The sequence below is a fragment of the Porphyrobacter sp. YT40 genome (genome assembly GCF_006542605.1).
GTDB lineage: Bacteria > Pseudomonadota > Alphaproteobacteria > Sphingomonadales > Sphingomonadaceae > Erythrobacter.
Genome location: NZ_CP041222.1, coordinates 1,987,085 through 2,013,527 on the forward strand (window position 1 = coordinate 1,987,085; position 26,443 = coordinate 2,013,527).

Genomic DNA, 26,443 nt, shown 5'->3' on the forward strand with positions numbered 1-26,443 from the left:
ATCAACGGCTGAACGCGCATTACCCTTCGCGCGCGCGTGCATATTTTAGGGCAGGACGATGTCGAACCCGTGCGGCAGCGGATCGAGCGCATCGACCAGCTGCTGCAAGCGCGCACGGTCGCCCTCGATCGTCACCCCTTCCATCGCGGCCACGGTGCTGACCGGCAGCTTCACGAACAGCAGCGCCAGCAGCGCCCGGCGCGGGCCGCGGATGGTGACATCGGCCTTCTCGGGCAGCGCTCCGACGCGCCCGATCAATGCCTGTTGCCCGACCTCCAGCACCGCCTTCTCCCCGCGATCGGGAATGTCGATCGCAATGGTCAGGCCCACCGGCGTGCGGCCTTCGGGTGCAAAGCGGGTCGCCGCGGAATCGAGCAGTTCCTGCGTCGAGATCGCGGCGATCAGATCATTGCTCTGCACCGCGCTGCGATCGCTCCGCCCGTTCCGCAATTCGTTGGCGGCGGCGAGGAACTGGTTGCGCCAGATCGCGCTTTCGGCGCGGTAGCCCTGCTGTTCGTAGCTCGCCGCGAGCATCGCCTTGGCCGCAGCATTGTCGGGCGCGGCGAAGACGAGGCTTTGGAGCAGGTCGGAGGCCCAGCGATAATCGCCCGCTGCCATCGCATTCTCCGCCAGCGCCAGCGTGCGCTCGGCCCCGCCCAGCGCCTCGATCAGGCGGGTCGCGCGCTCGACCGGCGGGTGGGGATGGAGATTGGCGGGGACGGCATCGTACCAGCCGAGATAGAACTGGTAGATCGCCTTGGCATTGTGGCTGACCGTGCCGTAATAGCCGCGCGTCGACCACTCCGCGGACTGGCCGGGCGGGGGCGATTGTTCGAGCGCTTCGGCGATTTCGTCCATCGTCTCGCCGCGGTTCATGCGGCGCAGGGTCTGGTCGTGAAGCCAGCGGTAATTGTCGCGCTGGGCTGTCAGCCAGGCGGTGCCCGCGGTGCGCCCGAAGACCGGCCAGCAGTGGCTTGAAATCACCACATCCGACTGCGGGCCGTAGCGGGTCGCAGCCTCGTCGAGATAGTGGGCCCAGGCCCGCGCATCGCGGACCTTCGCGCCGCGCGGGGTGAGGATGTTGTGCAGCGTGCAGGTGGCGATCTCGGCAGCAAGGAAGGCCTTGGCCGGAGCGATGAAGATGTTGAACTCCGCCGGAGCCTCGCTACCCGAGACGATCTGGAATTCCAGCGGCACGCCGTCCACCACCCGCGTCTCGCCGGTGGCGGCGACGGTGTCGGTGGGGGCAATTAGCGAGAGCGTGCCCGCCGACAGGCCCATGCCGATCCCGCTGCCCATCTGCCCGGTCGCGCCGGGTGCCAGACCCGTGCCGAACTGATAGGCGGCGCGCCGGGTCATCGCGCCCCCGGCGATGACGTTCTCCGAGGTCGCCTCCTCCATGAATCCCTCGGGCGCGATCACCGGCACGCGTCCGGCGTCGGCCGGGTCGATCACCCCGCGCGCCCCGCCGAAGTGGTCGCCGTGACTGTGTGAATAGATCAGCGCGCTGACGGGGCGCTCACCCAGCGTCTGGTTCACCAGTTCGAGCGCTGCCCGCGCCGCCTCGACGCTGGTGAGCGGGTCGATGACGATCCAGCCAGTTGCCCCGCGAATGATCGTCATGTTCGACAGGTCGAATCCGCGCACCTGCCAGACGCCCTCGGTCACCGCGAACAGGCCGTGATTCTTCAGATGCGTCATGTGGCGCCACAGACTGGGATTGACCGTGTCGGGCGCGGGTCCTGCGACAAAGGCATAGGTGTCGAGGTTCCAGACCGGCTTGCCCTCCGCGCTCAGGATCACCGGATCGGCGCGAGTGGCGAGAAAGCCGCGGCGGGCTGCTTCGGCATCGCGGGTGCCTTCGGGCGGGAGCCGGGTCGCGGCCTCGGCCTGCGCGGCGCGGGTGGTGGGGCTGGCGGGGGCTGGGCTGTCCTGCGCCGCAGCGCTCCCGGCGATACCAGCGATAAGGACCAGCGCAGCGCGCGCGCGCCATTGGGCAATTGTCATGATTGTCTCCCCTCTTCTCCCGCGCCTGTGATGCCTGCGCTGTGCGGGGCTGGCAAGTGGGGGGCGGAAGAGGGAGAGAGGGGTATCTGCAACTATTCAAATAACAGAACGTTTGCGTAGAAAGATTGAATTTTTCCGATTTGGCGTTGATCGCTAACTACCGGTCCCACGCTTCCGCCTCCGCCTGAGGAACCCGCATCATGGACCATCGCCCGCAGATTTCCGAGCGTCCTGCTCCTGCCTTGGAGGCCATACCGCCGCGCCCCGCCTTGTCGCTGGTGACCTCGCGTTTTGCGCTGGCCGTGCCTCCGGAACCCGCGCCGCAGGGCTGGGCCGAAGGTCTGGAGCGGCTGCTCGGCTGGCTCGGGATCGATGCCGACATGACCGCGCTCGCTCAAACCCCGCGCCGCCTGCCGCGCATGGCTGGCTGGGCCCTGCCCGGTGGGGCCTCCGCTCCGCTGTTCGCTCCGTGGACAGGCTGGAGCCCCGTCGCCTTCCAGCATGGCGGGCTCCCCGGTCTGCCCAAGGCGCTGTTTGCTGCGAGCTATCTGATCGATCACCCGCGCGGACAAGCGGGCGCGCGCGGAGGGGTGGATTGCGTGCTGATGAGCCCGCACCCAACCCATTGCCTGCCCGAGGACGCAGGCGGACCGCCGCTGCCTTCATCGCGCGCACTTGCCGCGATGATCCACGCCGCGCAGCGCGAAGGGCGCGAGCGGCTCGCGATTATCCTCACCGCCCGCCAGCGCAACGCCGTCGCCAAGAGCCTGCTGGCGGCAGGCAAGGGGCTGAAGCGTGACGGAATGACGCTCGATATCCTCACGCTTGAGGACGCGCTCGGGCCGCTGACAGCAGGTCCGCCCGTATGGGATGCGATCATTGCCATGCCCGATCTGCGCGGGACCGTGTTCACCCTGCTGGCAGCCTCCACCAACGTGCGCGGCGCCTGGCCGATGCTGTGGCATGGCGCGGCGGGCGAGCGCGCGCTGGTCGCGGTCACCGGTGAAGCGCCGGGCGAGGGGGTCAGCCGCCTGCCGCTCGATGCTGCGGCGCTGATCCACGCGCTGGCCCTGACTCTCCACCACGGCGGCGCGGCGCGCGCGGCGGCGCGGCTGCATGACGGCTGGGCGCGGCTGCGCGACAGCGGCGTGACCACCCCCCGCTGCGGGGACGCGGCACCTTACGTCAAGGCGGTCGACGATGCGGCCTTTCTCGATCTGCTGTGCAGCGATGCCGCGGTCAGCAAGCGGGCGCAGCAACCGTGGCGTGCGCTCGGGAATGAAAAAATTGCCAGGGACGGGAGCCAAATGCCGCATCTGCGTGTTGTGACAACATATCCTGCAACCCCCTCCGAGATGAAAGGTCGTTGATATGCCGAGCCGTAAGATTGTCGCGAACGAATTGGCGCATGTGCTCCGGCAGATTTCGCATCCCGACCGCATCCGGCTGTTGCTGAAGCTGCAATCGGGCGACCAGACCGTCAACGAGCTGGGCGACCTGCTCGAAATCTCGCCCACCCGCGTCTCGCAGCACCTCGGCGTGCTGCGCGCGATTGCGCTGGTGGAGACCGAGACACGGGGCCAGCAGCGGGTCTATCGCCTCGCGCAGCCCGAGCTGGCGTTGTGGCTGATCGAGGGGATCGACTTCGTCGCGCACCGCTTCAGCCGCGCCAGCAGCAGCGATATCGAGCAGGCCAAGCGGTTGTGGCACGCCGAGGCGGCCGAGACCGTGATGTAACGGGCGCGCCCGCTCCGGCGCGTCAGGCGGCGGAGCGGGTCGTCAGGGCCGGGATGGCGGTCTTGCTCGGATCCTCCGAGCGGCGGCCATAGCGTTCGACCAGCTCGCTCCATTCCACGATCAGCGTCCCGCCGGTCGACTGGTGCAGCTTCTCCCACGAAGACAGCATTTCAAGGCAGGCGTGGTCGATGTAGTCGAGCTTCTCGACGTGGATGTGAACCTCCGACCCGAAGGGCGAGGATTCCAGCGCCTGGCTCAGCTGCGGGATCGAGAAGAAGGTGGCCGATCCCGTCATCCACAGATCGACGCGGTTGGTTTCGGTGTCATGCTCGCGCCGGATGTCGAGGTGCGAGAAGGTGTAGACCAGCTTCAGCGTCGCCAGCACGAAGCCGAGGATCACGCCGGTCAGCAGGTCGATTGCCACCACCCCGATCAGCGTCGCGAAGTAGATCACCAGCTCCTGCTTGCCGAATTCGGCGATCTTCCGGATCTGCGCGACGTTGACCAGCTTGTAGCCGGTGTAGACGAGGATCGCGGCCAGCACCGAAGTCGGGATGGCGTTGAGGATGAAGGGGAAGGCCGCCACCGCCAGCAGCAGCCAGGCCCCGTGCATGATCGCCGAAAAACGGGTGGTCGCCCCGGCCTCAACATTGGCGGCAGAGCGCACGATCACCCCGGTCATCGGCAGCGCGCCGAGTCCGCCGCAGATCATGTTGCCGATACCTTGCGCGCGCAGTTCCTTGTCGTAATCGGTGCGCGCGCCGGTGTGCATCTTGTCGACCGCGGTCGCGCACAGCAGCGTCTCGGCACTGGCGACGAAGGCGAAGACGAGGCCCAGCGTCAGGATGTCGGGATCGACAAAGCCGCCCAGCGCTTCGCGCGTGGGGATGTTGAGGCCGCTCACCAGCGTTTCGGGCAGATTGACCAGCGTAATCGGCAGCAAAAAGGCCATGGCGAAGGCCGTGCCGACGATCACGCCGAGCAGCGGGCCGGGGATCAGCGCAAGGCTCTTCGGCTTGAACTGGTTCCACAAAACGATGGTGGCGATGGTCACGATCCCCGCCATCGCGGCGAGGTGGTGAACCGAACCGTCGACGGGGAAGACCTTGACGATCGCCTCGGGGATCGCGGCGATGTTGAGCAGGCCATTGGCGCGCGGCGCATCGTCGAGCATGACGTGGAGCTGCGAGGCGAAGATCAGCACGCCGATCCCCGCCAGCATCCCGTGGATCACCGAAGGCGAGATCGCCCGGAACCACTGGCCGAGCTTGAAAACGCCCGCCAGCAGTTGCAACGCGCCCGCAATCAGCCCGACCACGCCGAGCATGATCAGGCCATGTTCCTGCACCAGCTGATAGACCAGCACCGCCATCCCCGCCGCCGGGCCGCTCACCTGCAGGGGCGATCCGGCCAGCGTGCCTACGATCAGGCCGCCGACAATCCCTGTGATCAGGCCCAGCGCGGGCGGCGCGCCCGAGGCGATGGCGATCCCCATGCACAACGGCAGGGCGACGAGGAAGACCACGATCGAGGCGAGAAAATCGCGCCCGAGCACGGCGGATGTCACGCGGTTGGCGGTGGCAGAGTTCATGGAAGGCTCCGGGGAGAGAGAGGGGGGGGAAGGAGAGGGCGCCGGGTCAGCAGGCGTGGCTGTGCACCATCTGCGCGGCGAGATCGCCGGCGTAGCGCTCCTCGACCGAGATCCAGCTGCCGGTCGCCTCGTCGAAGGCCGAGACCTCGCCGGTCTTGATGTCATAGACCCAGCCGTGCAGCTGCACCGTCTTCTGCGCCAGCGCGACCGCGACCGTGGGGAGGGTCTTCAGGTGTTGCAATTGCAGGATGACGTTCTGTTCGAGCAGCATCCGCATCTTGGCCTCGGGATCGAGCCCGGCGCCCATCGCTTCGGTGATGTCCACCGCGCCCTGCGAATAGCCCAGCCATTCGCGCACGTGCGGCAGGCTGTCGAGGCCGGCGCGGTTCATCGCACCCTTCATCGCCCCGCATTCGGTGTGCCCGCAAATCACGATATGCGGGATCTTGAGCGCGCCGATGGCGAATTCGATCGAGGCGGTCATGCCGCCGGTCTGGTTGGTATGCGGCGGCACGATGTTGCCCGCGTTGCGGCAGATGAACAGTTCGCCCGGATCGGTCTGGGTGAGCATCGCGGTCTCGATCCGGCTGTCGGAGCAGGTGATGAACAGCGCCTCGGGGCTCTGGCCGGTGGCCAGCTTTTCGAACAGCTCGGCCTTCTCGGGGAAGACGTCGCGCTGGAACTTGACCACACCTTGGGCGAAATGGGGCATTGCGATTATCCTTTTACTTTGAAGACGATGACTGGGGTTCGCGGGCCGACCAGAGGGCGCGCGCGCTGTCGAAATGTTCGGCATCCTCCAGCCGCTGGCGGATGTCGATGAAGGGCAGGGCGTCCAGCACCCAGGCGGCGAGATGCGGATTGGCGAGACGGTAGAAGTGATTGCGCCCGTCGCGCCGTTCCTCGACCAGCCGCTGGGCGCGCAGCAAGGCGAGGTGCTGGGAGATACGGGTGGCGGGCAGATCGAGCGCATCGGCAAGGCCGGTCACGTCCATCTCGCCCGCGCCCAGCTCCTCGACCAGCCGTAGCCGGTCGGGATGGGCGAGCAGCTTGAACAAATCCGCAAGCTCGCGCGAAACGATGAGCCGACTCGGCATGACCCTCTCCCAAGCCTGCAAGAGTTTGCAGGTTTGCAACTGTGAAGGTATGTAATTTTGTATCAGGCGTCAAGCGGCCCTCCGCACCGATCTGTCTAACCGGCCTGACGCACCGGAAAATCTGCCGCCCCTCTCAATCTGGGCGGATGACAGCTTGCTCAATGTGTGGTGTGAGGGCCGCCATCAGACAGGAACACGACCCATGAATTTCGAACTCCCCCACGAACACGCCATGCTCAAGGATCTGGTCGGCAAGTTCGTCCGCGACCAGCTGATGCCTTACGAGGCGACGGTGATCGCGCGCGAGAATGTCGGGCAGGGCACCTATCTCACGCCCGAGGAAACCGCGAAGGTCGATGCGGTCAGCCGCGAACTGGGCCTGTGGGGCCTCGATGCGCCCGAGGAAGTGGGGGGCATGAACCTGCCGATGGTGGCGATGGTCGGCGTCTCCGAGGAGCTGGGCAAGACGGTGGTGCCCTATTACCTCCCGCCCGATTCGCCGAACCTGCGGATGCTGATGGTCGCCGCCGACGAACGCCAGCGCGAGGCCTATCTGGAGCCCTACGTGCGCGGCGAGACGATCAGCGCGATCGGCATTTCCGAGCCCGGCGCTGGCGCGGACCCGGCGGGAATGAAGACCACTGCCGTTCAGGACGGTGACGACTGGATCATCAACGGCCGCAAGATCTGGATCACCAAGGGGGCCGAGGCCGACTTCACGATCCTGATGGCCGTCACCGACAAGAACCCCGACGGGCGCAACGGCATGTCGGCCTTCCTTGTCGACCGCGACACCCCCGGCTTCAACGTCACCCGCAAGATCCCGATGATTGATGGCACCGCGACCTACGAGATCGCGCTCGAGGATTGCCGGGTGCCGGGCTGGAAGCTGCTCGGCAAGCGCGGGCAGGGCTTTGCGCCGATGCAGGTGCGCCTGGGCACCCGGCGGATCGAGATGGCTTCGTGGTCGATCGGCATGGCGCAGCGCGCGATGGAGATGATGATCGATTACGCTCCCCAGCGCGTCACCTTCGGCAAGCCGCTTTCGGCGCGCCAGACGGTGCAGAACTGGATCGCCGATGCCGCGACCAAAATCCACGCGATGCGGCTGATGACCTATGATTGCGCCTGGAAGATCGACGAGGGCCGCGATGTCCGCAGCGAAATCTCGATGATCAAGAGCTTCTGCACCGAAAGTGCCTACGAGATCGTCGATCACGCGATGCAGCTGTTCGGCGGCATGGGCATGACCCGCGAGCTGCCGCTCTACCTGATGAGCAACAAGCTGCGCACCATGCGCATCTACGACGGGCCGAGCGAGATCCACAATTGGGTGGTCGCGCGCGGGTTGCTTGGCACGCGGGAGTAGGCAGAGCACTCGAAAAGGAAAGGGGCGGGATGGCCGAACCATCCCGCCCCTTTTTCGTGGCCCGCAGGCGTTGTCCGCTTACATCGAGGCACGCACGCCGAGGAAGAAGAACGTCCCCACCGGGCTCACCGGATAGGCCTGTTCGGTAACGAAGGGCTTCTTGTTGAAGACGTTGTTGACGCCGCCATAGAGAGTGAACTTGTCGCTCGCCTCCCAGCCGAAGCTGATGTCGTGGATGAAGGTATCGTCCGACAGGGCGTTTTCGGGGGAGAAGGTGGCGGTGCCATCGTTGCCGACATCTTCGATCTCGACCCCGCGCAGGCCCATGCTGTCGAGCCAGGTGGTCGACCAGGTCAGGCTCACGCCCTTCCAGTCCCAAGTGAAGGCGCCGCGCGCGGCCCATTCGGGACGCTGGATCTCGCCCAGCTCGGGATCGACCATGTTCGGATCGCCCGGATCGAAGAAGTTGTCGAGCTTGTCGACCCAGGTGCCCGCCGCATCGATGCGGAAGCCATGCTCTCCGATGTCGAAGCCGTAGCGCAGCGAGGCCTCGATCCCGGCGGTCTCCTGCCGTGCGAAGTTGACCGAGGTCTGCCGCAGGAAGGTGAAGCCGCCGGTGTTGGGGTTGCGGGTAACGAGATCGCAGAACCCGTTGTCGATGGAGGCACTGTCGACGCAGTTGTCGACGATGTCCTGTGCCGCGACCGCGTTGATCGCGTCCTCGATTTCGATGTTGTAATAGTCGACGCTGACGATCAGCCCCGGCAGGAAGCGCGGCGTCAGTTGGGTGCCCAACGTCCAGGTGGTGGCGGTTTCCTCCTGCAGGTTGGGGTTGCCGCTGATCGTGCCCGAGAAGCGCGCGGTCAGCGGATCGACATAGGCATAGGTGTTCCCGCCGAGATTGGGGTTGAAGCCGATCTCCTGGAAGAAGGCGGTGCAGTTGGCCTGCCGCAGCGCCGGATCGGGGGCGGTGGCGAGGTTGTTGACATCGCACGGATCGAACGGACGGAAGAACGCGCCCTGCGCCGGGTTGAACAGTTCGTTGATGTTGGGCGCGCGCACCGCGACGGCGTAGGTACCGCGGAAGCTGATATCCTCGACCGGGGCATAGACCCCGCCGACGTTCCAGGTGAAGGTGCCGCCGACCGTGCTGTAATTGGAATAGCGTGCCGCACCGCTCAGATCGAGCCGGTAAGCCAGCGGCACATCCTTCAGCAGCGGCAGGTTGATTTCACCGAACACATCATAGACCGTGAAATCGCCGCCGGCGTTGTTGATGATCGTCGCCGGGTCGAACACCAGTGAGTTCTGCGCAAAGCCCAGATCGCGCAGCAGATCGCCCTCGTCGCCGAAATCGGTCGTGACCGGCAGAATGCCGAGCACGAGCGGGTCGAAGGTCGATGTGCTGGTTTCCTTGCGGAATTCGAACCCGGTGGCAAAGCCGATCGGCCCGCCCGGCAGTTCGAGGAAGGCGCCGGTGTCGCCGGTGAAGATCATGTCGAACACCAGCTGTTCGAGCTCGAACTGGTTGACCACGGTGGCGGTGATGAAGTCGATCGCATCCTGGCTGATCGCGCCCACACCGCCGAGGATGTTGGCAGGGCGGCACTGGCCGTCGCCGGGGTTGAAGGTGAAGAAGCCCGGATCGCCCGCCGGAATGCCGAAGGGTGTGGTGGCAGGCGGGGTGGGGTCGATATCGGACCGGCAGATCGCCGCGCCGCCGGGCCCGCTCACCGCGTCGATCGCAGCGAACCAGCGATCCATGATGACGCGGTTGTTGTCGAAGGTGGTTTGTTCGAACTTGCCGTAATTCCCGCTGATTTCATAGGAGAAATGGTCGGTGATATCGCCCCTCACCCCGCCGACGAAGCGCCACGTCTCGAACTCGTTGCGATCACGGTTGGGACCGAGATCGGCAGGATCGCGGGTGATGTAGAAGCCGCGCTGCACGCCGTCACCGAAGAACAGCTCACCCACATAAGGCTCAAGCGCCGTAGTGATGAAGGGATTGTCCTCGCGGATCGTCAACAAGTCGTAGAAGGTGTTGGGCTGGGCCTGGAACTCGGCGCTGTTCGAGACGTATTTGCCCTCGAAGAAGAAGGTCGCCTCGCTCGACACTTCGAAGCTGGCGTTGAGATTGACCGACCAGCGCTCGGTTTCCGGGATCAGCGAATTCTGGTTGAACCCGTTGGGAATGCCCGGCCCGCCAAATGCGTTGAAGAGGCCGGTGATCAACCCGTCCTGATAAACCGCAAGGCCTCCATCGGCCCCGATGACGGCGCAGCCCCCGGCCAGACCGAAGGCACCATTGTTGAAGGTGGAATTGAAGCCGACCGAGCTTTCGAGACAGTCGGGAACCCCGTTGCCGTTGATGTCCGGGCCATCGCTGAGGCCGATATCGCCCGGCGCGATCACGCCGCCTGCCGACGAGAGCGAGAAGGTGGGCTGCTGGCCGATGAATCGGCGCGGCGCGTTGGCGGCGCGCTCAATCAGTGCCTGCTCCGCCGCGGTCAATGTCGGCGCCGTGCCGAACAGGGTGGTGTAACGACTGGTGAAGGTCGCAGCCGAAGGGATCGGGAAGCCGGTCGGAAAGCCGCCAGCGCCGACGGCGAAGAAGCGCGCAAAATTCGGCGTCGCAGTGGCACTGATGTCACCGGCCTGGAACCGCAGAAGAGGGTTGTCCTGATCGTCGAAAATGCCGTTGTTGCGCGAGAAGCTGCGGTCGCCATCCTGCACTTCGTCATTGCGGGCATATTCGCCCGAGATGGTAAGATTGCCGCGCCCATCGGCGAAGTTCACGCCCCAGGTGAGGTCGCCATTGATGCGCCAGGCGTCTCCTTCCGACGAGATGCCGGTCTGGATGTTGCCTTGCAGCCCTTCGAAATCGTCCTTCAGCACGAAGTTGACCACGCCGGTGACCGCGTCCGCGCCGTAGACCGACGAGGCGCCGCCGGTGAGCGTCTCGACCCGCTCGATCAGCGCGGTCGGGATCGAGTTGATGTCGACCGCCTGCTCGCCCGCCACGCCCGAGACGTGACGCTTGCCGTTGACGAGCACCAGCGTGCGGTTGGAACCGAGGCCGCGCAGGTTGAGGATCGACTGGCCGACCGCTTCGGAGAAAACCCCGTCGATCGAGCCTTCGGAGGTGGTCGAGGTCGACAGCGCGGGGATGTCGCGCAGGGTATCGACCACGTCCGCCGTGCCCGACCGCCGCAATTCCTCTGCCGTGACCGAGATGATCGGGGCGGGGGAGCCGATGTTGGGATCGCGCGCGATGCGCGAGCCGGTGACGATGATCGGCTGTTCCTCCTCTGCGGCGGGATCGTCTTCGGCCACGCTGTCCTGCGCATGGGCGGCGACGGGGGCGAGCCCGGCCATCAGCAGCGCGGCGGCAAGGGCAGGGAGCGACGGCGATTGAAGGGAGAGCTTCGAAATACGCATGATGGGTCCTCGCGTAAGTGTGACCGGGGCATGACCGGCGCTGCTGCGTGGCAGCGCCATGCCGTGCCGTCGTCGTCAGGATCGCGGCCCGCGCGGCCCCTATTGGCCTTGCGTTGCGGGACGTCCTGTCCGGTCCTTCCTGCGCGAGGAGGTGGCCGGGTCTTGTCGCCCGGCGCCTGTCCGCCCCCGATTGTCGTGCCCCGCGCACAAGCGTGGCGGCACCCGTCCGGTATTACGGCTCGTCAAAATCGTGGTAGTGGTCATTCTGCGTATATGCCCGGCGGCCAAGGGCACTTCGCGGGGCCATTGTGACACCCGGGCCACACATGCGAATTTGCGGGTTCGCGCGCAGCAGGGGCCTCTGCTAGCACCGCGCGCATGACGGAGTGGATCACAGCAGCGCGCGCGAGCCTGGGGGCGGCGCGGGGTTATGCGCGGAGCGTTCAGGAGCGTGTTCGACAGGCGGTCGCCCCGGACGGGCAAGCGGAGCCCGAACGGCTGGCGCAGGAGCAGCATCGCGTTCACGGCCTCGCCTGGATCGCCGCCAGCCTCGCCGCGCTTGAAGCGACGCTCGATTGGGCGGTGCGGGCGGACAAGGCGGGGCGTTTCGGCGAGGTCGAGGCGCTGACACTGCGGATCGGCTTTGGCGAATACCTCGCCCAGATCGCCAGCGGCTTGCCGATGAGCGCGCACGAGATTGTGCGCCCTGCCGCCTTCGGGCTCGACGCAGAGGCGCAGGCAATGGCCGCACACCCTGCCGCCGCGCGCCTGCTGGCCGACGGCAACACGCCCGAAACCCGTGCAAGGCTCGCCGCCCTGCTGGCCGAGGGCGCGCGGCCCGATGAGGCGCTGGGCGACGAGACGCTGGATCAGGTGCGCGAGACGATGCGCGCCTTCACCGCCGAGGCGATCACGCCGCACGCGCATCGCTGGCATCTGGAAGACGCGCTGATTCCCGACGACGTGATTGCCGCGATGGCCGGGCTGGGCGTGTTCGGCATCTGCATCCCGCCAGCGCACAGCGGGCTTGGCCTCGGCAAGCTGGCGATGGCGGTGGTTTCGGAGGAATTGTCGCGCGGGTGGATCTGCGCCGGCAGCCTCGGCACCCGCTCGGAGATTGCAGGCGAGCTGATTGCCGAGAACGGCACGCCCGAACAGCAGGCCCGCTGGCTCCCCCGCATCGCCGATGGCACCTGCCTGCCGACCGCGGTCTTCACCGAGCCCGATACCGGATCGGATCTCGCCGCGGTGCGCACCCGCGCCGCGCGGCAGAGCGACGGCAGCTGGCGGGTGACGGGGGCCAAGACCTGGATCACCCACGCCGCGCGCGCCGATCTTATGACCATGCTGGTGCGCACCGACCCGGCGCAGCCCGGCTATGGCGGGCTCTCGATGCTGATCGCGGAGAAGGCCCGCGGCACCGAAGCCGCGCCGTTTCCCGATCCAGGGATCGACGGCAGCGAGATTCCGGTGCTCGGCTATCGAGGCATGAAGGAATATGCACTGGGGCTCGACAACTTCGCGGTGGCGGCCGAGGGTCTGCTCGGCGGGCGCGAGGGGCAGGGCTTCAAGCAGCTGATGCGCACCTTCGAAGGCGCCCGCATCCAGACCGCGGCGCGCGCTGTTGGCGTGGCGTGGAACGCCTTCGACCTTGCGATGGCCTATGCGCTGGAGCGCAGGCAGTTCGGCGAGGCGCTGGTCAGCTTCCCGCGCGTGGCGGACAAGCTGGCGCTGATGGCGGTCGAGACCGTGATGGCGCGCGAGCTGACCTATGCCGCCGCGCGCGCCAAAGACAGCGGCGCGCGCTGCGATATCGAGGCGGGAATGGCCAAGTTGCTCGGTGCCCGCGCTGCCTGGAATGCGGCGGACAATGCGGTGCAGATCCACGGCGGCAATGGCTATGCGCTCGAATATCCGATCAGCCGGGTGCTGTGCGATGCCCGGATTCTCAACATCTTCGAAGGCGCTGCCGAGATTCAGGCGCAGGTGATCGCGCGCGGACTGCTGGCCGGGCAGACGCGCGCGCCGGCGTGATTACAGCACTCGCCGCGCGGGCATTGCCGGCATGACCCGCAGGCTGTCGCCCGCGACCGCCTCGCGCAGATCGACGTGGCGCGGCCGCATCCCGCGCTGCTTGATGAGGCGGTTCACGCGCGAGGTCAGAAACAGCGGATCGAAAGGCTTGGACAGGAAATCCTGCGCCCCGGCATAGATCGCCTGCAAATGGTCCTGCTCGCCGTTGACGGCGGTGAACATGATGACCGGCAGATCGTAGAACTCCGCCGAAATGCGCAGGCGCCGCAGCAGGGTGAGGCCGCTTTCGCCCGGCATCGACTGGTCGAGCAGCAGGATATCGGGCCGCTTGCGCTGCACGCAGGCCCAGGCCTCGGCGGCGGTGGTGACCCAGCCGCAGGCGTGTCCGGCATCGATCAGTACCTCGCTCGCCAGCTCGGCGATCAGCTCGTCATCATCGGCAATCAGGATTCGCGCCATTGGGGGAAGGGCCTTGGGCAGCAATTGTTGGGAAATGCGCCATTAACCAAACAGCCGTTCCGACAGGCCTGTCCGGTCCCCCCGCAACATCACCTAGGGCGGGAATGGCGTGCTCCCCGCGCCGGTCTTGTCGGGGTCCGGGAGGGGTGTAAGGGTCGCCCGCGATGACAAACGATTCTTTCGCTACCGCCCGCATCGGCCCGTTTTTCGTGACGCAAGGCATCCATAACCTGCGCGATTATGGCGGCTATCCCGTGCCGGGAGAGGGGCGGGTGCGCAGCGGCGTGCTGTTCCGGTCGGGCCAGCACATGGAAGCCTCGGACGAGGATCTGGCGCTGATCGACGCGCTCGATATCCGCACCGTGATCGACCTGCGCGGGACAAGCGAGCGCAGCGGCTTTCCGTGCCGACGCCATCCGAGGTTCGGCGCGCAAGTCATTGCCTATGACGGAGAAACCTCCAATTCCCCGCCGCATGAAGGCGGGGGCGGGCAGGTGGTCATGACCCCCGAAAAGGCGCGCGAGCGGATGCTGGCGGTCTATCGTCGGATGCCGGTGAACCCCGCAATGATCTGGATCTTCCGCGAATATTTCCGGGCGCTGGACGAGAACGAGGGCGGTTCGCTGGTGCATTGCTTTGCCGGCAAGGATCGCACCGGGATCGCCGCAAGCCTGCTGCTTCATGCGCTGGGCGTGCATCACGATGATATCGTGGACGAATTCCTGCTCACCAACGATGCGCCGACCCGCGCCATTCTCGAACGCCAGTCGCTGCCCCGGATGGAGGCGCATTACGGCACGATCGACCCCGAGGCTTTGCATAACCTGATGGGTGTTCTACCTGAATATATAGATACTTATATCGCGGAGGTGACACGCGATCACGGCTCGCTCGATGCCTATCTCGCGACAATCTTAGGTGTGGACGAGGATAGAAAACAGCGCCTGCGCGCCAGGCTGGTGGCGTGACAATTCGCGCCGAAATCCCCATATCGCGGACCTGAAATCCAATCGAGGCACTCCCCATGGCGACCCACACCACCAAGATGCTGATCATCGGCTCCGGCCCGGCAGGCTATTCCGCCGCGATCTACGCCGCGCGCGCGATGCTGGAGCCGATCGTCGTGCAGGGCCTGCAGCCCGGCGGGCAGCTCACCATCACCACCGATGTCGAGAATTATCCCGGCTTTCGCGAAGTGGTGCAGGGCCCTTGGCTGATGGAGGAAATGCGCGCGCAGGCCGAGCATGTCGGCACACGCATGATCTGGGACACGATCGTCTCGGTCGATCTGGAAAACGGCTCGCCCTTCCGCGCGATCGGTGACAGCGGGGACGAATATATTGCCGATTGCGTGGTGATCTGCACCGGCGCGCAGGCCAAGTGGCTGGGCGTTCCGGGCGAGATGGCGCTGGGCGGCAAGGGTGTTTCCGCCTGCGCGACCTGCGACGGGTTCTTCTACCGCGGCAAGAAGGTCGCGGTGATCGGCGGCGGCAATACCGCGGTGGAAGAGGCGCTCTACCTCACCAACCACTCCGACAATGTCACCCTGATCCACCGCCGCGACAGCCTGCGCGCCGAGCGGATTTTGCAGGAGCGGCTGTTCGCCAATCCCAAGATCACCGTGCTGTGGAACAAGGCGGTCGACAGCTTCGAGGCGGGTGAGAACGGGATGCTCCACCACCTCGCGCTGACCGACACGGTGACGGGCGAGGCGTCGACGCTCGAGACCGACGGGGCTTTCGTCGCGATCGGCCATGCGCCCGCGACCGAGCTGTTCAAGGGCAAGCTGCCGATGGACGAGAGCGGCTATCTGCTGACCGAACCCGGCACGCCCAAGACCGCGATTCCCGGCGTCTTCGCCGCAGGCGATGTGACCGATCATGTCTACCGTCAGGCGGTGACCGCGGCGGGGATGGGCTGCATGGCCGCGCTCGACGCCGAACGCTATCTCGCCGCGCGCCAGCACGCCGTGCAGGAGGCCGAGGCGGCGGAGTAGGTAACCCCGCCGCCGCCGGGCTTAGTGGAACACCGCTATTCCGGCGTGCAGGATCAGCGCCATCAGCGCGAGGCTCGACAGAGCGTAGAGCGCAAAGCGGATCGCGACCTTGTTGATCGTCGCTTGCACGATGCTGTGCGCGATCCGCAAGGCGACATAGGCCCAGGCGATGGTGGTGTTCATCCCGTCACCCTGACCAATGATCGCCAGCACCAGCGCGACCGCGTAAAACAGCGTCGGAGATTCGTGCAGGTGGTTGAAGTTGTTCGCCTTCCACTGCACCTGTTCGGGAAGCAGCGAGCCCAGTGCGCCGGTGTTGCGGGCATCGTCGGGCTTGATCCCGGCCTTGGTCATCGCCGGGATGCGGGTGGCATACATCCACAGCCACATTACCATCGTCCAGGCCAGCAGCACCACGACGGGCTTCAGAATATCCATTCCGATCATGACACGCTCCTCAAGCGGGCAGGGCCGAGGGATCGGCCAGCAGGGTTGCGATCGCGGCACGCACTGCCAGGAACAGCAGCGCAAAGGTGCTGAGGATAAACAGCGCGAAACGCACCGGCACCTTGTTCACGCTCGCCTGCCAGACCGAGTGGATGATCCGCAGGCCGACATAGATCCACGCCGCCAGCGCATCGGCCGCGCCCGGGCCCATGATCGCAAGGATCGTCACCGCGGCGTAGAACAGCGTCGGCTGCTCCATCAGGTGGGCGTAATTGTGCGCAGGCCAGTTGGCTCTGGGGTCTAGCTGGCCCTCCAGATCCTGCCCCCGCCCACCGGGCCGCGCGCCGAGATCGATCCCGGCCTTCTTCAACGCAGGCAGGCGCACGCCCGCCATCCAGAACAGCATGATCAGCGACCACACCACCAACACGGCGGCGGGCGCGAGTATTTGCGCTTGCATCGATTGATCCCCTTCGAGAGCCTCTCTCGCCGCGCAGACTGCGAGCCCGCGAATGGATTGTCAATTGCAACCCAATGCCGGGGGGGAGCCTGTTTAGTTGGCGCGCTCGCCGCCCGCCTTGCGGGGTGCGAGCGGGGCGCCGAGATAGCCGAGCTGCGCGGCGCGGAACACGCTCTGCGCGCGGTTGACAGCGCCGAGTTTGGCGCAGGCGCGGGTCACGTGATAGCGCACGCCTGCATGGCTGCAGCCGAGGATGATGCTGATCTCGTAATCGGTCTTGCCATGCGCGACCCAGCTCAGGCACTCGATCTCGCGCGTGGTCAGCAGGCCCTCGGTCGGCAGATAGCGCTCGTCCCGGCTGACGGCGACATAGCCGGTGATGAAGCGCCACACCGCCGCCGTCAGCGGCGCGGCGCAGACATCGAACAGGTCGGCGAGCTCGCCGGTGCTGGCATCGCGCGGCGTCAGGATTGCCGCGCCGACCTGGCCGAGGGGCATGTGGATCGGGATCACGATGGCGCTCGCCGCCGAGACGGGGCAGGTTTCGAGCTCGGTGAGGTCGATATGGTCGAGCAGCCGGTTGGCGCTGCGGCTGCGGCTGCGGATGCCATCGCGGGTGATCAGCAGCGGCTCGCTCGCCACGCGGGCGGCGCGCAGGAAGGGGGAGCGCATCGCCCGGTCGACCACCTGCCAGGGGGCTAGGGCCTCGGGCGACCAGCCGAACACCGACCCGTGCAGCGGCGCGCCCGCGCCATCGACCGGCGCGTCGAGCGTTGCAAGATCGGGCCAGATCATCGCCTTGAGCCCGAATTCGGCGACCTTGGCGGCAAGATATTCGGCAGCGGGGCGGATGTCGTCCAGCGTGGTGATCGCCGCCCCGCGCATGGTTCGGGCGGTGACACGATCATGGGGGCGAAGTTCGAGCACATTGGTGGCCACAAGCAATCTCCCTGCGCGGTAAAGCGACGGGGCGGAGACTGCGCAAGCGGCTGGCCCGAGTCCAATGTTAATTTGCAAAGTTGCAAAGTGCTGATTTGCAAACTAGCCCTGAAGTCCATGACCACACCCACCCTCGCCAAACCGCGCATCTTCGCCGGAGCCCAGCTGCGCGCCCTGCGCGAAAGGCGGGGGCTGATGCAGGCCGAACTGGCACAGCAGCTCGCGATCAGCCCGTCCTATCTCAGCCAGCTCGAGCATGACGATCGCCCGCTGACCCCGCGCCTCATCGAACAAGTGGCGCGCCTGTTCCCGCTGGAATGGCAGGATTTTCCGGGCGAGGATGCCGAACAGCTCTCGCTCGCGCTGCGCGAGGCGGTGTCCGATCCGATCTTCGATGCGCCGCTGCCGCCCGATGCCGTCGCGCGGCTCGCGCAGCAGCAACCCGCCTTCGCGCGGCGCTTCGTCGATCTTTACGGGGCGCTGCGCCGCGCCAACCAGCGGCTGGAGATGGTCGACGAAGCGATCTCGGTCGAGACGGACGAGGGTGCGCGCCTGCCGTGGGAGGAGGTGCGCGACTGGTTTCACCTTTCGAACAACTACGTCGACTCCATCGACCGCGCGGCGGAGCGGCTGGCCGATGCCATGGCCGGGCCCGACGGCGTGCCCACCACCGAGGCGCTGCACCGCCACCTCACGGTGGTTCACAATATCGCGGTCGAGCTGCGCCCGGCGGCCTCGCTGCGCAATTTCGACGCGGGCGAGCAGGTGCTGCGGATCGATTCGAGCCAGCCTGCGCCCAGCGTGCGGTTCCAGCTGGCCTATCACGTCGCCGCCACCGCGCTGGGGGCCATGATCCGCGAGATCGTGAAAAACGCACGCCTGCGCAGCGACGTCGCGCGCGAATTGCTGACCGTGGGGCTGGGCAATTACGCCGCCGGGGCGGTGCTGATGCCCTATGGCCATTTCCGCCGCGCGGCTCGAGAGTTCCGCCACGATGTCGACCGGCTGGCGCTGACCTTCCAGACCAGTTTCGAACAGACCTGCCACCGCCTTTCGACCATGCAGCGCGAGGGTGAGCGGGGCCTGCCGATCTTCTTCTGCCGGGTCGACATGGCGGGCAACATCACCAAGCGCCACAGCGCCACGCGCTTCCAGTTCGCACGCTTCGGCGGGGCCTGCCCCTTGTGGATCGTGCACGAGGCCGCCGCGATCCCCGATCGCATACAGGTGCAGCTGGCCGAAACGCCCGACGGATCGCGCTATGTCTCGATCGCCAAGGGGCTGGTGAAAGCCTCGGGCCGGTTCGACCGCACCCCGCGCCGCTATGCCGTGGCGTTGGGATGCGAGGTGCGGCACGCGGGCGATTTCGTATATGCCGACGGGCTCGATCTCACGGCCGGACGGGCGGTGACGCCGATCGGGGTGTCGTGCCGCATTTGCCCGCGCTCCGACTGCGAACAGCGCGCCTATCCGCCCAACGATCAGCGGATCGCGGTGCATCACTGGCGGCGCGGGGTGGTGCCCTATGAACTGGCGGAGAAGCCCCCGCGCTGAGCGGGCGAGCGGGTGCTTCCCCGCCCGCCCGCCCCAATGCCAGATCAGGCGGCGATCTTTTCGGCTGCCTCTTGCGCAGCGGCGATCTTGGCTTCGCCATCGATGCCCATGATGCCGTCAGCTGCGACGATCTCGACATCGGTGATGCCGAGGAAGCCGAGGAAGAAGGTCAGCCAGCGGCTCATGAAGTCGAAGTCGCTGCCCACCGGGGTGCCGCCGCTGGCGATGGCGAGATAGGCCTTCTTGCCCGTCAGCAGACCTTCCGGGCCGTTGGCGGTATAGCGGAAGGTGGTGCCCGCGCGCGCGACCAGATCGGCCCAGGACTTGAGCGTCGCAGGCGGTGCGAAATTGTAGATCGGCGTGGCGATCACGATGGTGTCGGCGGCCTGCAACTCGGCGATCAGCGTATCGGCGATGGCGGCGAGTTCGGCCTGCTCGGGCGTGCGCTCATCCTTGGGCGCGAGGTTCGCGGCAAAGCGTTCGGCGGTCATGTAGGGCAGGTCGTTATCCGCCAGATCGCGGGTGGTGACGCTCGCGCCGGTTTTGGCGGCAAGTCCGTCCACAAGGCGCTGGCCGAGCCCGCGCGAAACGCTGTCGCTTTCCGAGCGGATGCTGGCGGTGACGTAGAGAATGTTGCTCATGGGGGTGTCCTTTGTCTGAGGAGGGTGGAGCCGGCCGGGGGGAGAGGGGATAGGGGAACCGGCCGGCTCCGGGGGGAAGGCTCACGCCGCGTCGACCAGCACCACTTCGCTGTCTTCGAGCGCGGTGATGGTAACCTCGGCAAGCTGCGTGATGGCGACACCGTCACGGGCATTGGCCTCGACATCCTCGATCCGGATCTTGCCCGTGGCGGGGACCAGATAGAGGTGGCGGTCTGCGCTGCGGGGCGTGTAAGTCACACTCTCGCCCGCCCGGATGGTCGCGCCCAGCACCCGCGCATCGGCGCGGATCTTGAGCGCGTCATTGTCGTTCGCCACGCCGCTCGCCAGCGGCACGAAGGCGCCGTTGCGGTCGTCCTTCGGGAACTGGCGCGCGCCCCAGCTCGGCTCGCCGCCGCGCTGGTCGGGGATGATCCAGATCTGGAACAGCGTGGTGTCGGTGCCTTCGAGGTTATATTCCGAATGGCGCACGCCCGTCCCGGCGCTCATCACCTGCACGTCGCCCGCTTCGGTGCGGCCTTCGTTGCCCATCGAGTCGCGATGCGTGATCGCGCCGCTGCGGACATAGGTGATGATCTCCATGTCGCTGTGCGGATGGGTGGGGAAGCCCGTTCCGGCAGCGATCCTGTCGTCGTTCCAGACCCTGAGTGCGCCCCAGTGGACGCGGGCGGGATCGTGGTAATTGGCGAAGGAAAAGTGATGGCGCGCATCGAGCCAGCCGTGGTTCGCGGCACCGAGGGTGTTGAAGGGGCGAAGTTCGATCATGGCGTGTCTCCTGTTGGATGAACGCCAGATAGGCTGCGGTGTTCATCCGGATAAGTGCGATAAAACTTGCCAAGATGTTCGAATTATCTGAACATCCCCGGTATGAAACTCGGCGATCCCACGCTCGATCAACTGCGCATCTTCATCGCCGTGGCGGAGCATGGCAGCTTCGGCGGCGCGGCGCGGGCGATGGGGCGGGCGGTTTCGGCGGTTTCCTACGGCATCGCCCAGCTCGAGGCGCAGCTGGCCCTGACCTTGTTCGAGCGGGAAGGCTCGCGCCGCCCGATCCTGACCGCCCAAGGGGAGGGACTGCTCGCCGAAGCCCGCGCCATCGCCGATGCGGCCGACGCGCTGCTTGCCAAGGCGCGTTCGCTCCACGCCGGGCAGGAGCCTTCGCTGACGCTGGTAGTCGACGTGATGGTGCCAAGCGACGTCACCGCGCACGTGCTCGGTGAATTCCGACGGATGTTTCCGAGCTGCGCGCTGACATTGCGGATCGAGGGGCTGGGCGCGGTCGCGGCCTGCGTGATCGAGGGCGGCGCGGATCTCGCCATCGGCGGCCCGGTGATCGGCGACAACCCCGCGCTCGAACGGCAGGCGGTGGGCGAGATCGACCTCATCCCCGTCGCCGCACCGTCTCACCCGCTGGCGCGTTCCGGCATCGCGCCGGGCGAAAGCCGCCGCCACCTGCAACTGGTGCTCACCGACCGCTCGCCACTCACCGAGGGGCGCGAGTTTTCGGTGCTCTCCCCGCTGACCTGGCGGCTCGGCGATCTGGGCGCGAAGCATTCGTTGCTGAAGGAGGGACTGGGCTGGGGCAACATGCCGCGCGCGATGGTGGCCGGCGATCTGGCGAGCGGTGCGCTCGTGGAGCTTGATCTGCCCGAAAAGCCCGGTGCGCATTACGGCCTCAATGCGCTTTGGCGGCGCGATACCCGGCTCGGCCCGGCGGCCAGCTGGCTGGTCGATTCCTTCCGCGAGGGGCTGGCGCGCTGTCCGGCCTAGCCCGGTTCTGCGACGCCCGTATCGAGGTCTGCGAGCAGCGCCGGATCGATCTCCCCGCCGTGCATAACCGAAATATCGCCGGTGTTCTCGAGCACCACCGCGCGCACGTCGCGAAGATCGTGGACGTTGGCCATCCTCAGCTTCGAGAGCACATCCTGCCGCGCGACCCGCGTGCGGCGCAGGTTCTCCTCGATGAACTCGCCGTCGCGCATCAGCAGGGCCGGGGTGTTTCCCATCACTTCCCGCGCGGCGGGGCTCGCCTTGCGCCACGCGGCAAGGCCCGCCTGCACTGCCAGCAAGGCGGCTATCGCGATGAGCGACTGCGCCAGCCCACTCCACCCGGTTGCCGCAGCAGCATTGGCGAGCAGCGATCCGATCGCGACCGTGGCGACGAAATCGAAGGCGGTCATCTTCGAGAAGGATCGCAGGCCCACGATGCGCACCAGCACCAGCACCCAGATCAGCGCGCCTGCGGCCAGCACGACGCCCCGCATCAGGATCGCGGCGGGATCGGTCAGTTCCATCATGGCAAAAGCTCCTTCATGCCTCATGACCTAGGGCATGAGAGCATGAATGAACACCGCCGGGCCGGTTTCAGTCGGCAGGGCCGAAGATCACGGGCGCATCGCCTTCCTGCCAAGGCGCGAATTTGGGCATGATGGCGGTAAACAGATCGGACGCGAGCAAACCCTCTAGCCAGTCCTGCAGATGCGGCAAGGGCTGGGCGGCGAACCATGCGGGGTCGATCGCGGCGAACTGGCGGATGAAAGGCAGCAGCGCGATGTCGGTGAGGGTGCGGGCCTCGCCGCAGAGGTGGCGCGCCTGCGCCAGCCTCGCTTCCAGCGGGGCGAGCAGCGCCAGACCCTCTGCGCGGTGGTCGGTCGCCCCGTCCTCCTCGTAACGGCCGGGATATTTCGCACGGTCGAGATGGTGCTTGAAGGGCCCGTCATTCGACGAGATCAGCGCGGCGTCCTCGCCCGCCAGCCAGCCCTCGGGATCGTGCTGCGCCAGCGCCCAGCGCATGATGTCGAGGCTTTCGTCGATCACGCAGCCATCCGCCAGCACCAGCACCGGGACGGTGCCCTTGGGGCTGGCAGCGAGCAGCGCGGGCGGCTTGGCGGCAAGCTTTACCTCGCGCAGCTCCACCGTCACCCCCGCCACCCACAACGCCATGCGCGCTCGCATCGCATAAGGGCAGCGGCGGAAGGAATAGATGATCGGGTGTGCGCTCATGCCTTCGGGGGACGCACCGCACCGACGTGCAACTGGCCGCGCTTGCGGGCGAGGGCTTCCTGCCGCTGGCGCTCGGCATAGCCCGCGCGCTGCTCGGGCGTGCGCTCGTGGATGCAGGCGGGGCAGCTCACCCCGTCCGCGTAGTCGGGATGGGCGAGGGCTGCGGCATCGAGCGGACGGCGACAAGCGCGGCACAACTGGAAGGTGCCCTGTTCGAGCCCGTGACGCACCGTCACGCGCTCGTCGAACACGAAGCATTCGCCCTTCCACAGGCTTTTATCCTCGGGCACCTGTTCGAGATATTTCAGGATACCGCCCTTGAGGTGATACACTTCGTCGATCCCCTCGGCGCGCAGGAAGCTGGTCGATTTCTCGCAGCGGATGCCCCCGGTGCAGAACATCGCGACCTTCTTTTTCCCCGCGAGCAGCGCGTCGCGATGTTCGCGGAACCATGCGGGAAAATCGCGAAAGGTCGGCGTCTGCGGATCGACCGCGCCTGCAAAGGTGCCGACCGCGACTTCGTAATCATTTCGGGTGTCGATCACGAGCGTGTCCGGGTCCGCGATCAGCGTATTCCAGTCCTGCGGATGGACATAGTGGCCGACGGCCAGCGTGGGGTCGATATCGGGCTCGCCCATGGTGACGATCTCGCGTTTCACCCGCACCTTCATGCGATGGAACGGCATGGCGGGCGCAGCGGAGAATTTCACGTCAAGGTCGGCGCAGCCCGGCAGCGCGCGGATGTGGGCGAGCACCGCGTCAAGGCTTTCGGGCGCGCCTGCAATCGTGCCGTTGATCCCCTCCCGCGCGAGCAACAGCGTCCCCTTGATCCCGTGCGCCTCGCACACACCGAGCAGCGGCGCGCGCAGGGCTTCGGGGTCGGGGAAAGCGGTGAATTGATAGAGCGCGGCGACCGCGACGTCCGGATCAGTCCTTGCGGCAGGCATAGGTCCCGCTCATGGCGATTAGCGGCGTCCCGTCCTTGACTTCGATGCCGGTGATGACCGGCGCGTTTACGACGACCGGCGCGCCCTTGTCGGCGCATTGCTTCCTGGCCTCGGTCAGGAGCAGGCGCTTGCCCTTGGGGAAAAGCCTCTCGACATCCTTGGCCGTGAACCACAGCGAAACCTCGAAGGTGCCGTCATTGTACAAGCTGATCGTGGTGCCATGTCCGAGCATCGCAAGGGCGGCGAGAGTGATTGCGAGCATTTGGGTTTCTCCTAGACGCGCGTCACCCAGCCATGCGTGTCGGCCACCCGGCCGGTCTGGATGCCGACGAGCTGCTCGCGCAGCTTGGCTGTCGTCTGGCCGATCCCGCCTGCGCCGATGGTGAATTCGCCCTCCGGCCCGGCAACTTTGCCGACCGCCGTGACGACCGCCGCCGTGCCGCAGGCCATGACCTCGACGAGGTGCCCGCTCTCGGCGTCGGCGCGCCATTGGTCGATCGAATAGGGCGCTTCGGAGACGGTCAGGCCCTGTTCGGTCAGCAGCGTCATCAGGCTGTCGCGGGTGATGCCGGGCAGGATCGTGCCGGTCAGCGGCGGGGTGATGACGGTGCCGTCGGCGAAAACGAAGAACAGGTTCATGCCGCCGAGCTCCTCGACCCACTTGCGTTCGACCGCATCGAGGAACAGCACCTGATCGTGGCCCTTGGCGAAGGCCTGCCCGGTCGGCACGAGGCTGGCGGCGTAATTGCCCCCGCACTTGGCCGCCCCGGTGCCGCCGGGGGCGGCGCGGGTGTAGTCCGAAATCCAGATGCTCACTGCCTTGGCACCGGATTTGAAGTAGTTACCCGCTGGACTTGCGATGACGATGAACTTGTACTTCTTCGCCGGGCGCACGCCGAGGAAGGCCTCGGTCGCGATCATGAAGGGGCGCAGGTAAAGCGACCCGCCCTCGACCGCCGGATACCACTGGCCGTCGGCACCGAGCAGCGCCTTGATCGCGCCGAGGAACAGGTCTTCGGGCAGGGCCGGCATGGCGAGGCGTTCGGCCGAGGCGTTGAAGCGCGCGGCGTTGGCTTCCGGGCGGAACAGGCCGAGCGCGCCATCGGGGTGGCGATAGGCCTTGAGGCCCTCGAAGATCTCCTGCGCATAATGCAGAACGCTCGCCGCCGGATCGAGCGCGATGGGCTCGCGCGGTCCGATGGTCGGGGTCTGCCAGCCGCCCAGCGCCTCGTCATAATCGATCGTGACCATGTGATCGGTGAACACCGTACCGAAGCCCGGATCGGCGATCAGGCTCTCGCGGGTGTCGTCAGGCGTGGGCGAGGGATGAGGCAGGCGCGTGAGTTGCATGGAATGCGCCTAATCCTGCCAGAGGCACAGGGCAAGATCACTCTTCGGCACGATTTCGGGCCAAAGGCCCGCAAGGGCGACTGCCCGCCCGCAGGCGATCAGGCCCGAAGGGCCCGAAGCTCGCCGAGGACGAAGGCGCGGATGCGCGTTCGGAAATGCAGACAAACCCGGTCGCACAGCGACCGCAAGGGCGACCGCCCGCCCGCAGGCGATCAGGCCCGAAGGGCCCGAAGCTCGCCGAGGACGAAGGCGCGGATGCGCCTTCGAAAGACAAAAGCACAAATGAAAAGGGCAGCTTCGCCCGTCGGGAAGCTGCCCTTAACATGGTCAGCGGCCGGAAGTGCCGCTCACGTAGCCTTACTCAGGCGGATAATTACCGAGTATGCTCCGTAGGGATCTTCACCGACCTCGCTACTGAACCATGAGACATCGGATCACCTCCTTTCGCGCTTGTGAGCCAGACCCCGCGTTTCACCGGGGGCCGAGAGCCGCGTTCGCCGCTGGCCTCAAGCGCAATGTGAGTCATCGAAGGGGCTTCGGCAAGACTTGTATAAATCTTTTCCCGCGTCATACTCACCCGTCGCCGCGTAACACCGCTGGCAGCCGCGCCCGGGGGAAGTCTCGGGCGTTTCGCGTTTCATGGGCGGTGTGTGGACAGGCTGGGGGCAAGCCTGTGGATATTAATGTATGGAATCGGGAGTCCTTGTGTGCGTGCCCGCCTCCGCGGGCACATCCTCGGCGCGTTTCGATCCCTGCGGGATCGAGCGCCTGCGGCTCGCGCGCGTGCGCTCGCGGTCGCTACGCGACCGATACAGCGGGATCTGCTTAGGTTCTGCCTACCCTCTGCAATCCTCGATCACCCGGCTGACCTCGGCGTAGCTCGGCAGGTAGAGCGGCGGCATGCCATCGACTTCCACCGCGAAGCGCCCCTTCGACAGCGCCATCGCATCGAGCAGGGGATCGTCCGCACGCAGCGACACGCCGAGGAAGCGCCCGGGAAAGCCTTGCACCGGCTCGGCGACAAGCGAACGGCTCGTCGTTTCCGTCCGGATCGTCATGCTTAGCTGGGAAGGGCTGTCCGACCGGCGGGCGACTGTGATGGTGCCATCGGCACGAAGGCAGCGCAGGCCCAGCGCCGGAATGCGGGAGTCGGTGCCGAACAGCGCGAAGGGCACGCCCGCGATGAGGCCTTGGGTCCAATCACCCGGCGTTGCCGCAGCATCCATCCACTGGTCGGCCGGCAGGGTCTGCACCACCGGCGGCGGCACGGGCGCTGGCGTTGGCCTTGCTGCGGGGCGCGCGGTCGGCGCCGGGGCGGGCGCAGGGGCCGTGGATGCGGGCACACAGGCCGCC

The 26,443-nt window shown here is 66.6% G+C and carries 25 protein-coding genes; 8 read left to right on the forward strand and 17 right to left on the reverse strand.

The window, feature by feature from the left end:
- Window positions 1-45 precede the first annotated feature (45 nt).
- Window positions 46-2,007, reverse strand: a complete 1,962-nt coding sequence (locus tag E2E27_RS09220; protein WP_141458662.1) for an alkyl/aryl-sulfatase — start codon at window positions 2,005-2,007, stop codon at window positions 46-48.
- A 200-nt stretch (window positions 2,008-2,207) separates the two neighbouring features.
- Between E2E27_RS09220 and E2E27_RS09225 the strand changes: the two genes are divergently transcribed.
- Window positions 2,208-3,377 carry a hypothetical protein gene (locus E2E27_RS09225; RefSeq protein ID WP_141458663.1) on the forward strand — a complete coding sequence of 390 codons (1,170 nt, stop codon included), beginning with the start codon at window positions 2,208-2,210 and terminating at the stop codon, window positions 3,375-3,377.
- A gap of 1 nt (window position 3,378) precedes the next feature.
- Complete coding sequence (locus E2E27_RS09230; RefSeq protein ID WP_181443399.1) at window positions 3,379-3,744, forward strand: ArsR/SmtB family transcription factor; 366 nt, start codon at window positions 3,379-3,381, stop codon at window positions 3,742-3,744.
- Between the two features lie 22 nt (window positions 3,745-3,766).
- Here E2E27_RS09230 and E2E27_RS09235 read toward each other — a convergent pair whose 3' ends face one another.
- Genes E2E27_RS09235 through E2E27_RS09245 form a run of 3 tightly spaced genes read right to left on the reverse strand, consistent with a single transcriptional unit; the run spans window position 3,767 to window position 6,432 of the window.
- Window positions 3,767-5,335 (reverse strand): SulP family inorganic anion transporter, encoded by a 1,569-nt coding sequence (locus E2E27_RS09235; protein WP_141458664.1) that lies wholly within the window; start codon window positions 5,333-5,335, stop codon window positions 3,767-3,769.
- Between the two features lie 46 nt (window positions 5,336-5,381).
- The gene (locus tag E2E27_RS09240; RefSeq protein WP_141458665.1) at window positions 5,382-6,047 is read right to left on the reverse strand and encodes a carbonic anhydrase; all 666 of its coding nucleotides are present in this window, start codon (window positions 6,045-6,047) and stop codon (window positions 5,382-5,384) included.
- A 13-nt stretch (window positions 6,048-6,060) separates the two neighbouring features.
- Window positions 6,061-6,432 (reverse strand): ArsR/SmtB family transcription factor, encoded by a 372-nt coding sequence (locus E2E27_RS09245; protein WP_141458666.1) that lies wholly within the window; start codon window positions 6,430-6,432, stop codon window positions 6,061-6,063.
- 202 nt (window positions 6,433-6,634) lie between these two features.
- Between E2E27_RS09245 and E2E27_RS09250 the strand changes: the two genes are divergently transcribed.
- Complete coding sequence (locus tag E2E27_RS09250) at window positions 6,635-7,801, forward strand: acyl-CoA dehydrogenase family protein (RefSeq protein ID WP_141458667.1); 1,167 nt, start codon at window positions 6,635-6,637, stop codon at window positions 7,799-7,801.
- 78 nt (window positions 7,802-7,879) lie between these two features.
- On the opposite strand, the gene E2E27_RS09255 is transcribed toward E2E27_RS09250, so the two are convergent.
- Window positions 7,880-11,242, reverse strand: a complete 3,363-nt coding sequence (locus tag E2E27_RS09255; protein WP_141458668.1) for a TonB-dependent receptor domain-containing protein — start codon at window positions 11,240-11,242, stop codon at window positions 7,880-7,882.
- A gap of 378 nt (window positions 11,243-11,620) precedes the next feature.
- On the opposite strand from E2E27_RS09255, the gene E2E27_RS09260 reads away from it, so the two are divergent.
- The gene (locus E2E27_RS09260; protein ID WP_141458669.1) at window positions 11,621-13,276 is read left to right on the forward strand and encodes an acyl-CoA dehydrogenase family protein; all 1,656 of its coding nucleotides are present in this window, start codon (window positions 11,621-11,623) and stop codon (window positions 13,274-13,276) included.
- Here E2E27_RS09260 and E2E27_RS09265 read toward each other — a convergent pair whose 3' ends face one another.
- Window positions 13,277-13,735 (reverse strand): response regulator, encoded by a 459-nt coding sequence (locus tag E2E27_RS09265; RefSeq protein WP_141458670.1) that lies wholly within the window; start codon window positions 13,733-13,735, stop codon window positions 13,277-13,279.
- A gap of 164 nt (window positions 13,736-13,899) precedes the next feature.
- Between E2E27_RS09265 and E2E27_RS09270 the strand changes: the two genes are divergently transcribed.
- Window positions 13,900-14,703: a tyrosine-protein phosphatase gene (locus tag E2E27_RS09270; RefSeq protein ID WP_141458671.1), complete on the forward strand. Its 804-nt coding sequence runs from the start codon at window positions 13,900-13,902 to the stop codon at window positions 14,701-14,703.
- Window positions 14,704-14,759: 56 nt separating this feature from the next.
- Window positions 14,760-15,731: a thioredoxin-disulfide reductase gene (trxB, locus tag E2E27_RS09275; protein ID WP_141458672.1), complete on the forward strand. Its 972-nt coding sequence runs from the start codon at window positions 14,760-14,762 to the stop codon at window positions 15,729-15,731.
- A 21-nt stretch (window positions 15,732-15,752) separates the two neighbouring features.
- Here trxB and E2E27_RS09280 read toward each other — a convergent pair whose 3' ends face one another.
- The 3 genes from E2E27_RS09280 to E2E27_RS09290 all read right to left on the reverse strand — a co-directional run bounded on the left by E2E27_RS09280 (window position 15,753) and on the right by E2E27_RS09290 (window position 17,577).
- Window positions 15,753-16,178, reverse strand: coding sequence for an MAPEG family protein (locus E2E27_RS09280; protein ID WP_181443400.1), 426 nt, complete (start codon window positions 16,176-16,178; stop codon window positions 15,753-15,755).
- A 10-nt stretch (window positions 16,179-16,188) separates the two neighbouring features.
- A complete protein-coding gene (locus E2E27_RS09285; protein ID WP_141458673.1) occupies window positions 16,189-16,638 on the reverse strand; it encodes an MAPEG family protein in 450 nt (149 codons plus the stop codon).
- A 93-nt stretch (window positions 16,639-16,731) separates the two neighbouring features.
- Entirely contained in the window at window positions 16,732-17,577 is an 846-nt protein-coding gene (locus E2E27_RS09290) for a helix-turn-helix transcriptional regulator (RefSeq protein WP_141458674.1), read from the reverse strand.
- A gap of 117 nt (window positions 17,578-17,694) precedes the next feature.
- On the opposite strand from E2E27_RS09290, the gene E2E27_RS09295 reads away from it, so the two are divergent.
- A complete protein-coding gene (locus E2E27_RS09295) occupies window positions 17,695-19,131 on the forward strand; it encodes a helix-turn-helix domain-containing protein (protein ID WP_141458675.1) in 1,437 nt (478 codons plus the stop codon).
- 44 nt (window positions 19,132-19,175) lie between these two features.
- Here the strand turns inward: E2E27_RS09295 and E2E27_RS09300 are convergent, their stop codons facing one another.
- Together E2E27_RS09300 and E2E27_RS09305 are read right to left on the reverse strand one after the other, a co-directional pair.
- Window positions 19,176-19,772: an FMN-dependent NADH-azoreductase gene (locus E2E27_RS09300; RefSeq protein WP_141458676.1), complete on the reverse strand. Its 597-nt coding sequence runs from the start codon at window positions 19,770-19,772 to the stop codon at window positions 19,176-19,178.
- Window positions 19,773-19,853: 81 nt separating this feature from the next.
- Window positions 19,854-20,555 carry a pirin family protein gene (locus E2E27_RS09305; RefSeq protein WP_141458677.1) on the reverse strand — a complete coding sequence of 234 codons (702 nt, stop codon included), beginning with the start codon at window positions 20,553-20,555 and terminating at the stop codon, window positions 19,854-19,856.
- Window positions 20,556-20,657: 102 nt separating this feature from the next.
- Here E2E27_RS09305 and E2E27_RS09310 point away from each other — a divergent pair, with 102 nt between their 5' ends.
- Window positions 20,658-21,560, forward strand: a complete 903-nt coding sequence (locus tag E2E27_RS09310) for a LysR family transcriptional regulator (protein WP_141458678.1) — start codon at window positions 20,658-20,660, stop codon at window positions 21,558-21,560.
- On the opposite strand, the gene E2E27_RS09315 is transcribed toward E2E27_RS09310, so the two are convergent.
- The 6 genes from E2E27_RS09315 to E2E27_RS09340 all read right to left on the reverse strand — a co-directional run bounded on the left by E2E27_RS09315 (window position 21,557) and on the right by E2E27_RS09340 (window position 26,433).
- Window positions 21,557-22,087: a DUF421 domain-containing protein gene (locus tag E2E27_RS09315; RefSeq protein WP_141458679.1), complete on the reverse strand. Its 531-nt coding sequence runs from the start codon at window positions 22,085-22,087 to the stop codon at window positions 21,557-21,559. The two genes, E2E27_RS09310 and E2E27_RS09315, sit on opposite strands and share 4 nt — an antisense overlap.
- A gap of 67 nt (window positions 22,088-22,154) precedes the next feature.
- Window positions 22,155-22,793: a glutathione S-transferase gene (locus E2E27_RS09320; protein ID WP_141458680.1), complete on the reverse strand. Its 639-nt coding sequence runs from the start codon at window positions 22,791-22,793 to the stop codon at window positions 22,155-22,157.
- On the reverse strand, window positions 22,790-23,740 hold the full coding sequence (trhO, locus tag E2E27_RS09325; protein WP_141458681.1) for an oxygen-dependent tRNA uridine(34) hydroxylase TrhO: 951 nt from the start codon (window positions 23,738-23,740) through the stop codon (window positions 22,790-22,792). The genes E2E27_RS09320 and trhO overlap by 4 nt, the downstream gene beginning before the upstream one ends.
- Window positions 23,721-24,002 carry a hypothetical protein gene (locus tag E2E27_RS09330; protein ID WP_141458682.1) on the reverse strand — a complete coding sequence of 94 codons (282 nt, stop codon included), beginning with the start codon at window positions 24,000-24,002 and terminating at the stop codon, window positions 23,721-23,723. Before E2E27_RS09330 ends, trhO begins: the two co-directional genes overlap by 20 nt.
- A gap of 11 nt (window positions 24,003-24,013) precedes the next feature.
- Entirely contained in the window at window positions 24,014-25,090 is a 1,077-nt protein-coding gene (locus E2E27_RS09335) for a branched-chain amino acid aminotransferase (protein WP_141458683.1), read from the reverse strand.
- A gap of 836 nt (window positions 25,091-25,926) precedes the next feature.
- Window positions 25,927-26,433 (reverse strand): hypothetical protein, encoded by a 507-nt coding sequence (locus tag E2E27_RS09340; protein WP_234036005.1) that lies wholly within the window; start codon window positions 26,431-26,433, stop codon window positions 25,927-25,929.
- Window positions 26,434-26,443: the final 10 nt, after the last annotated feature.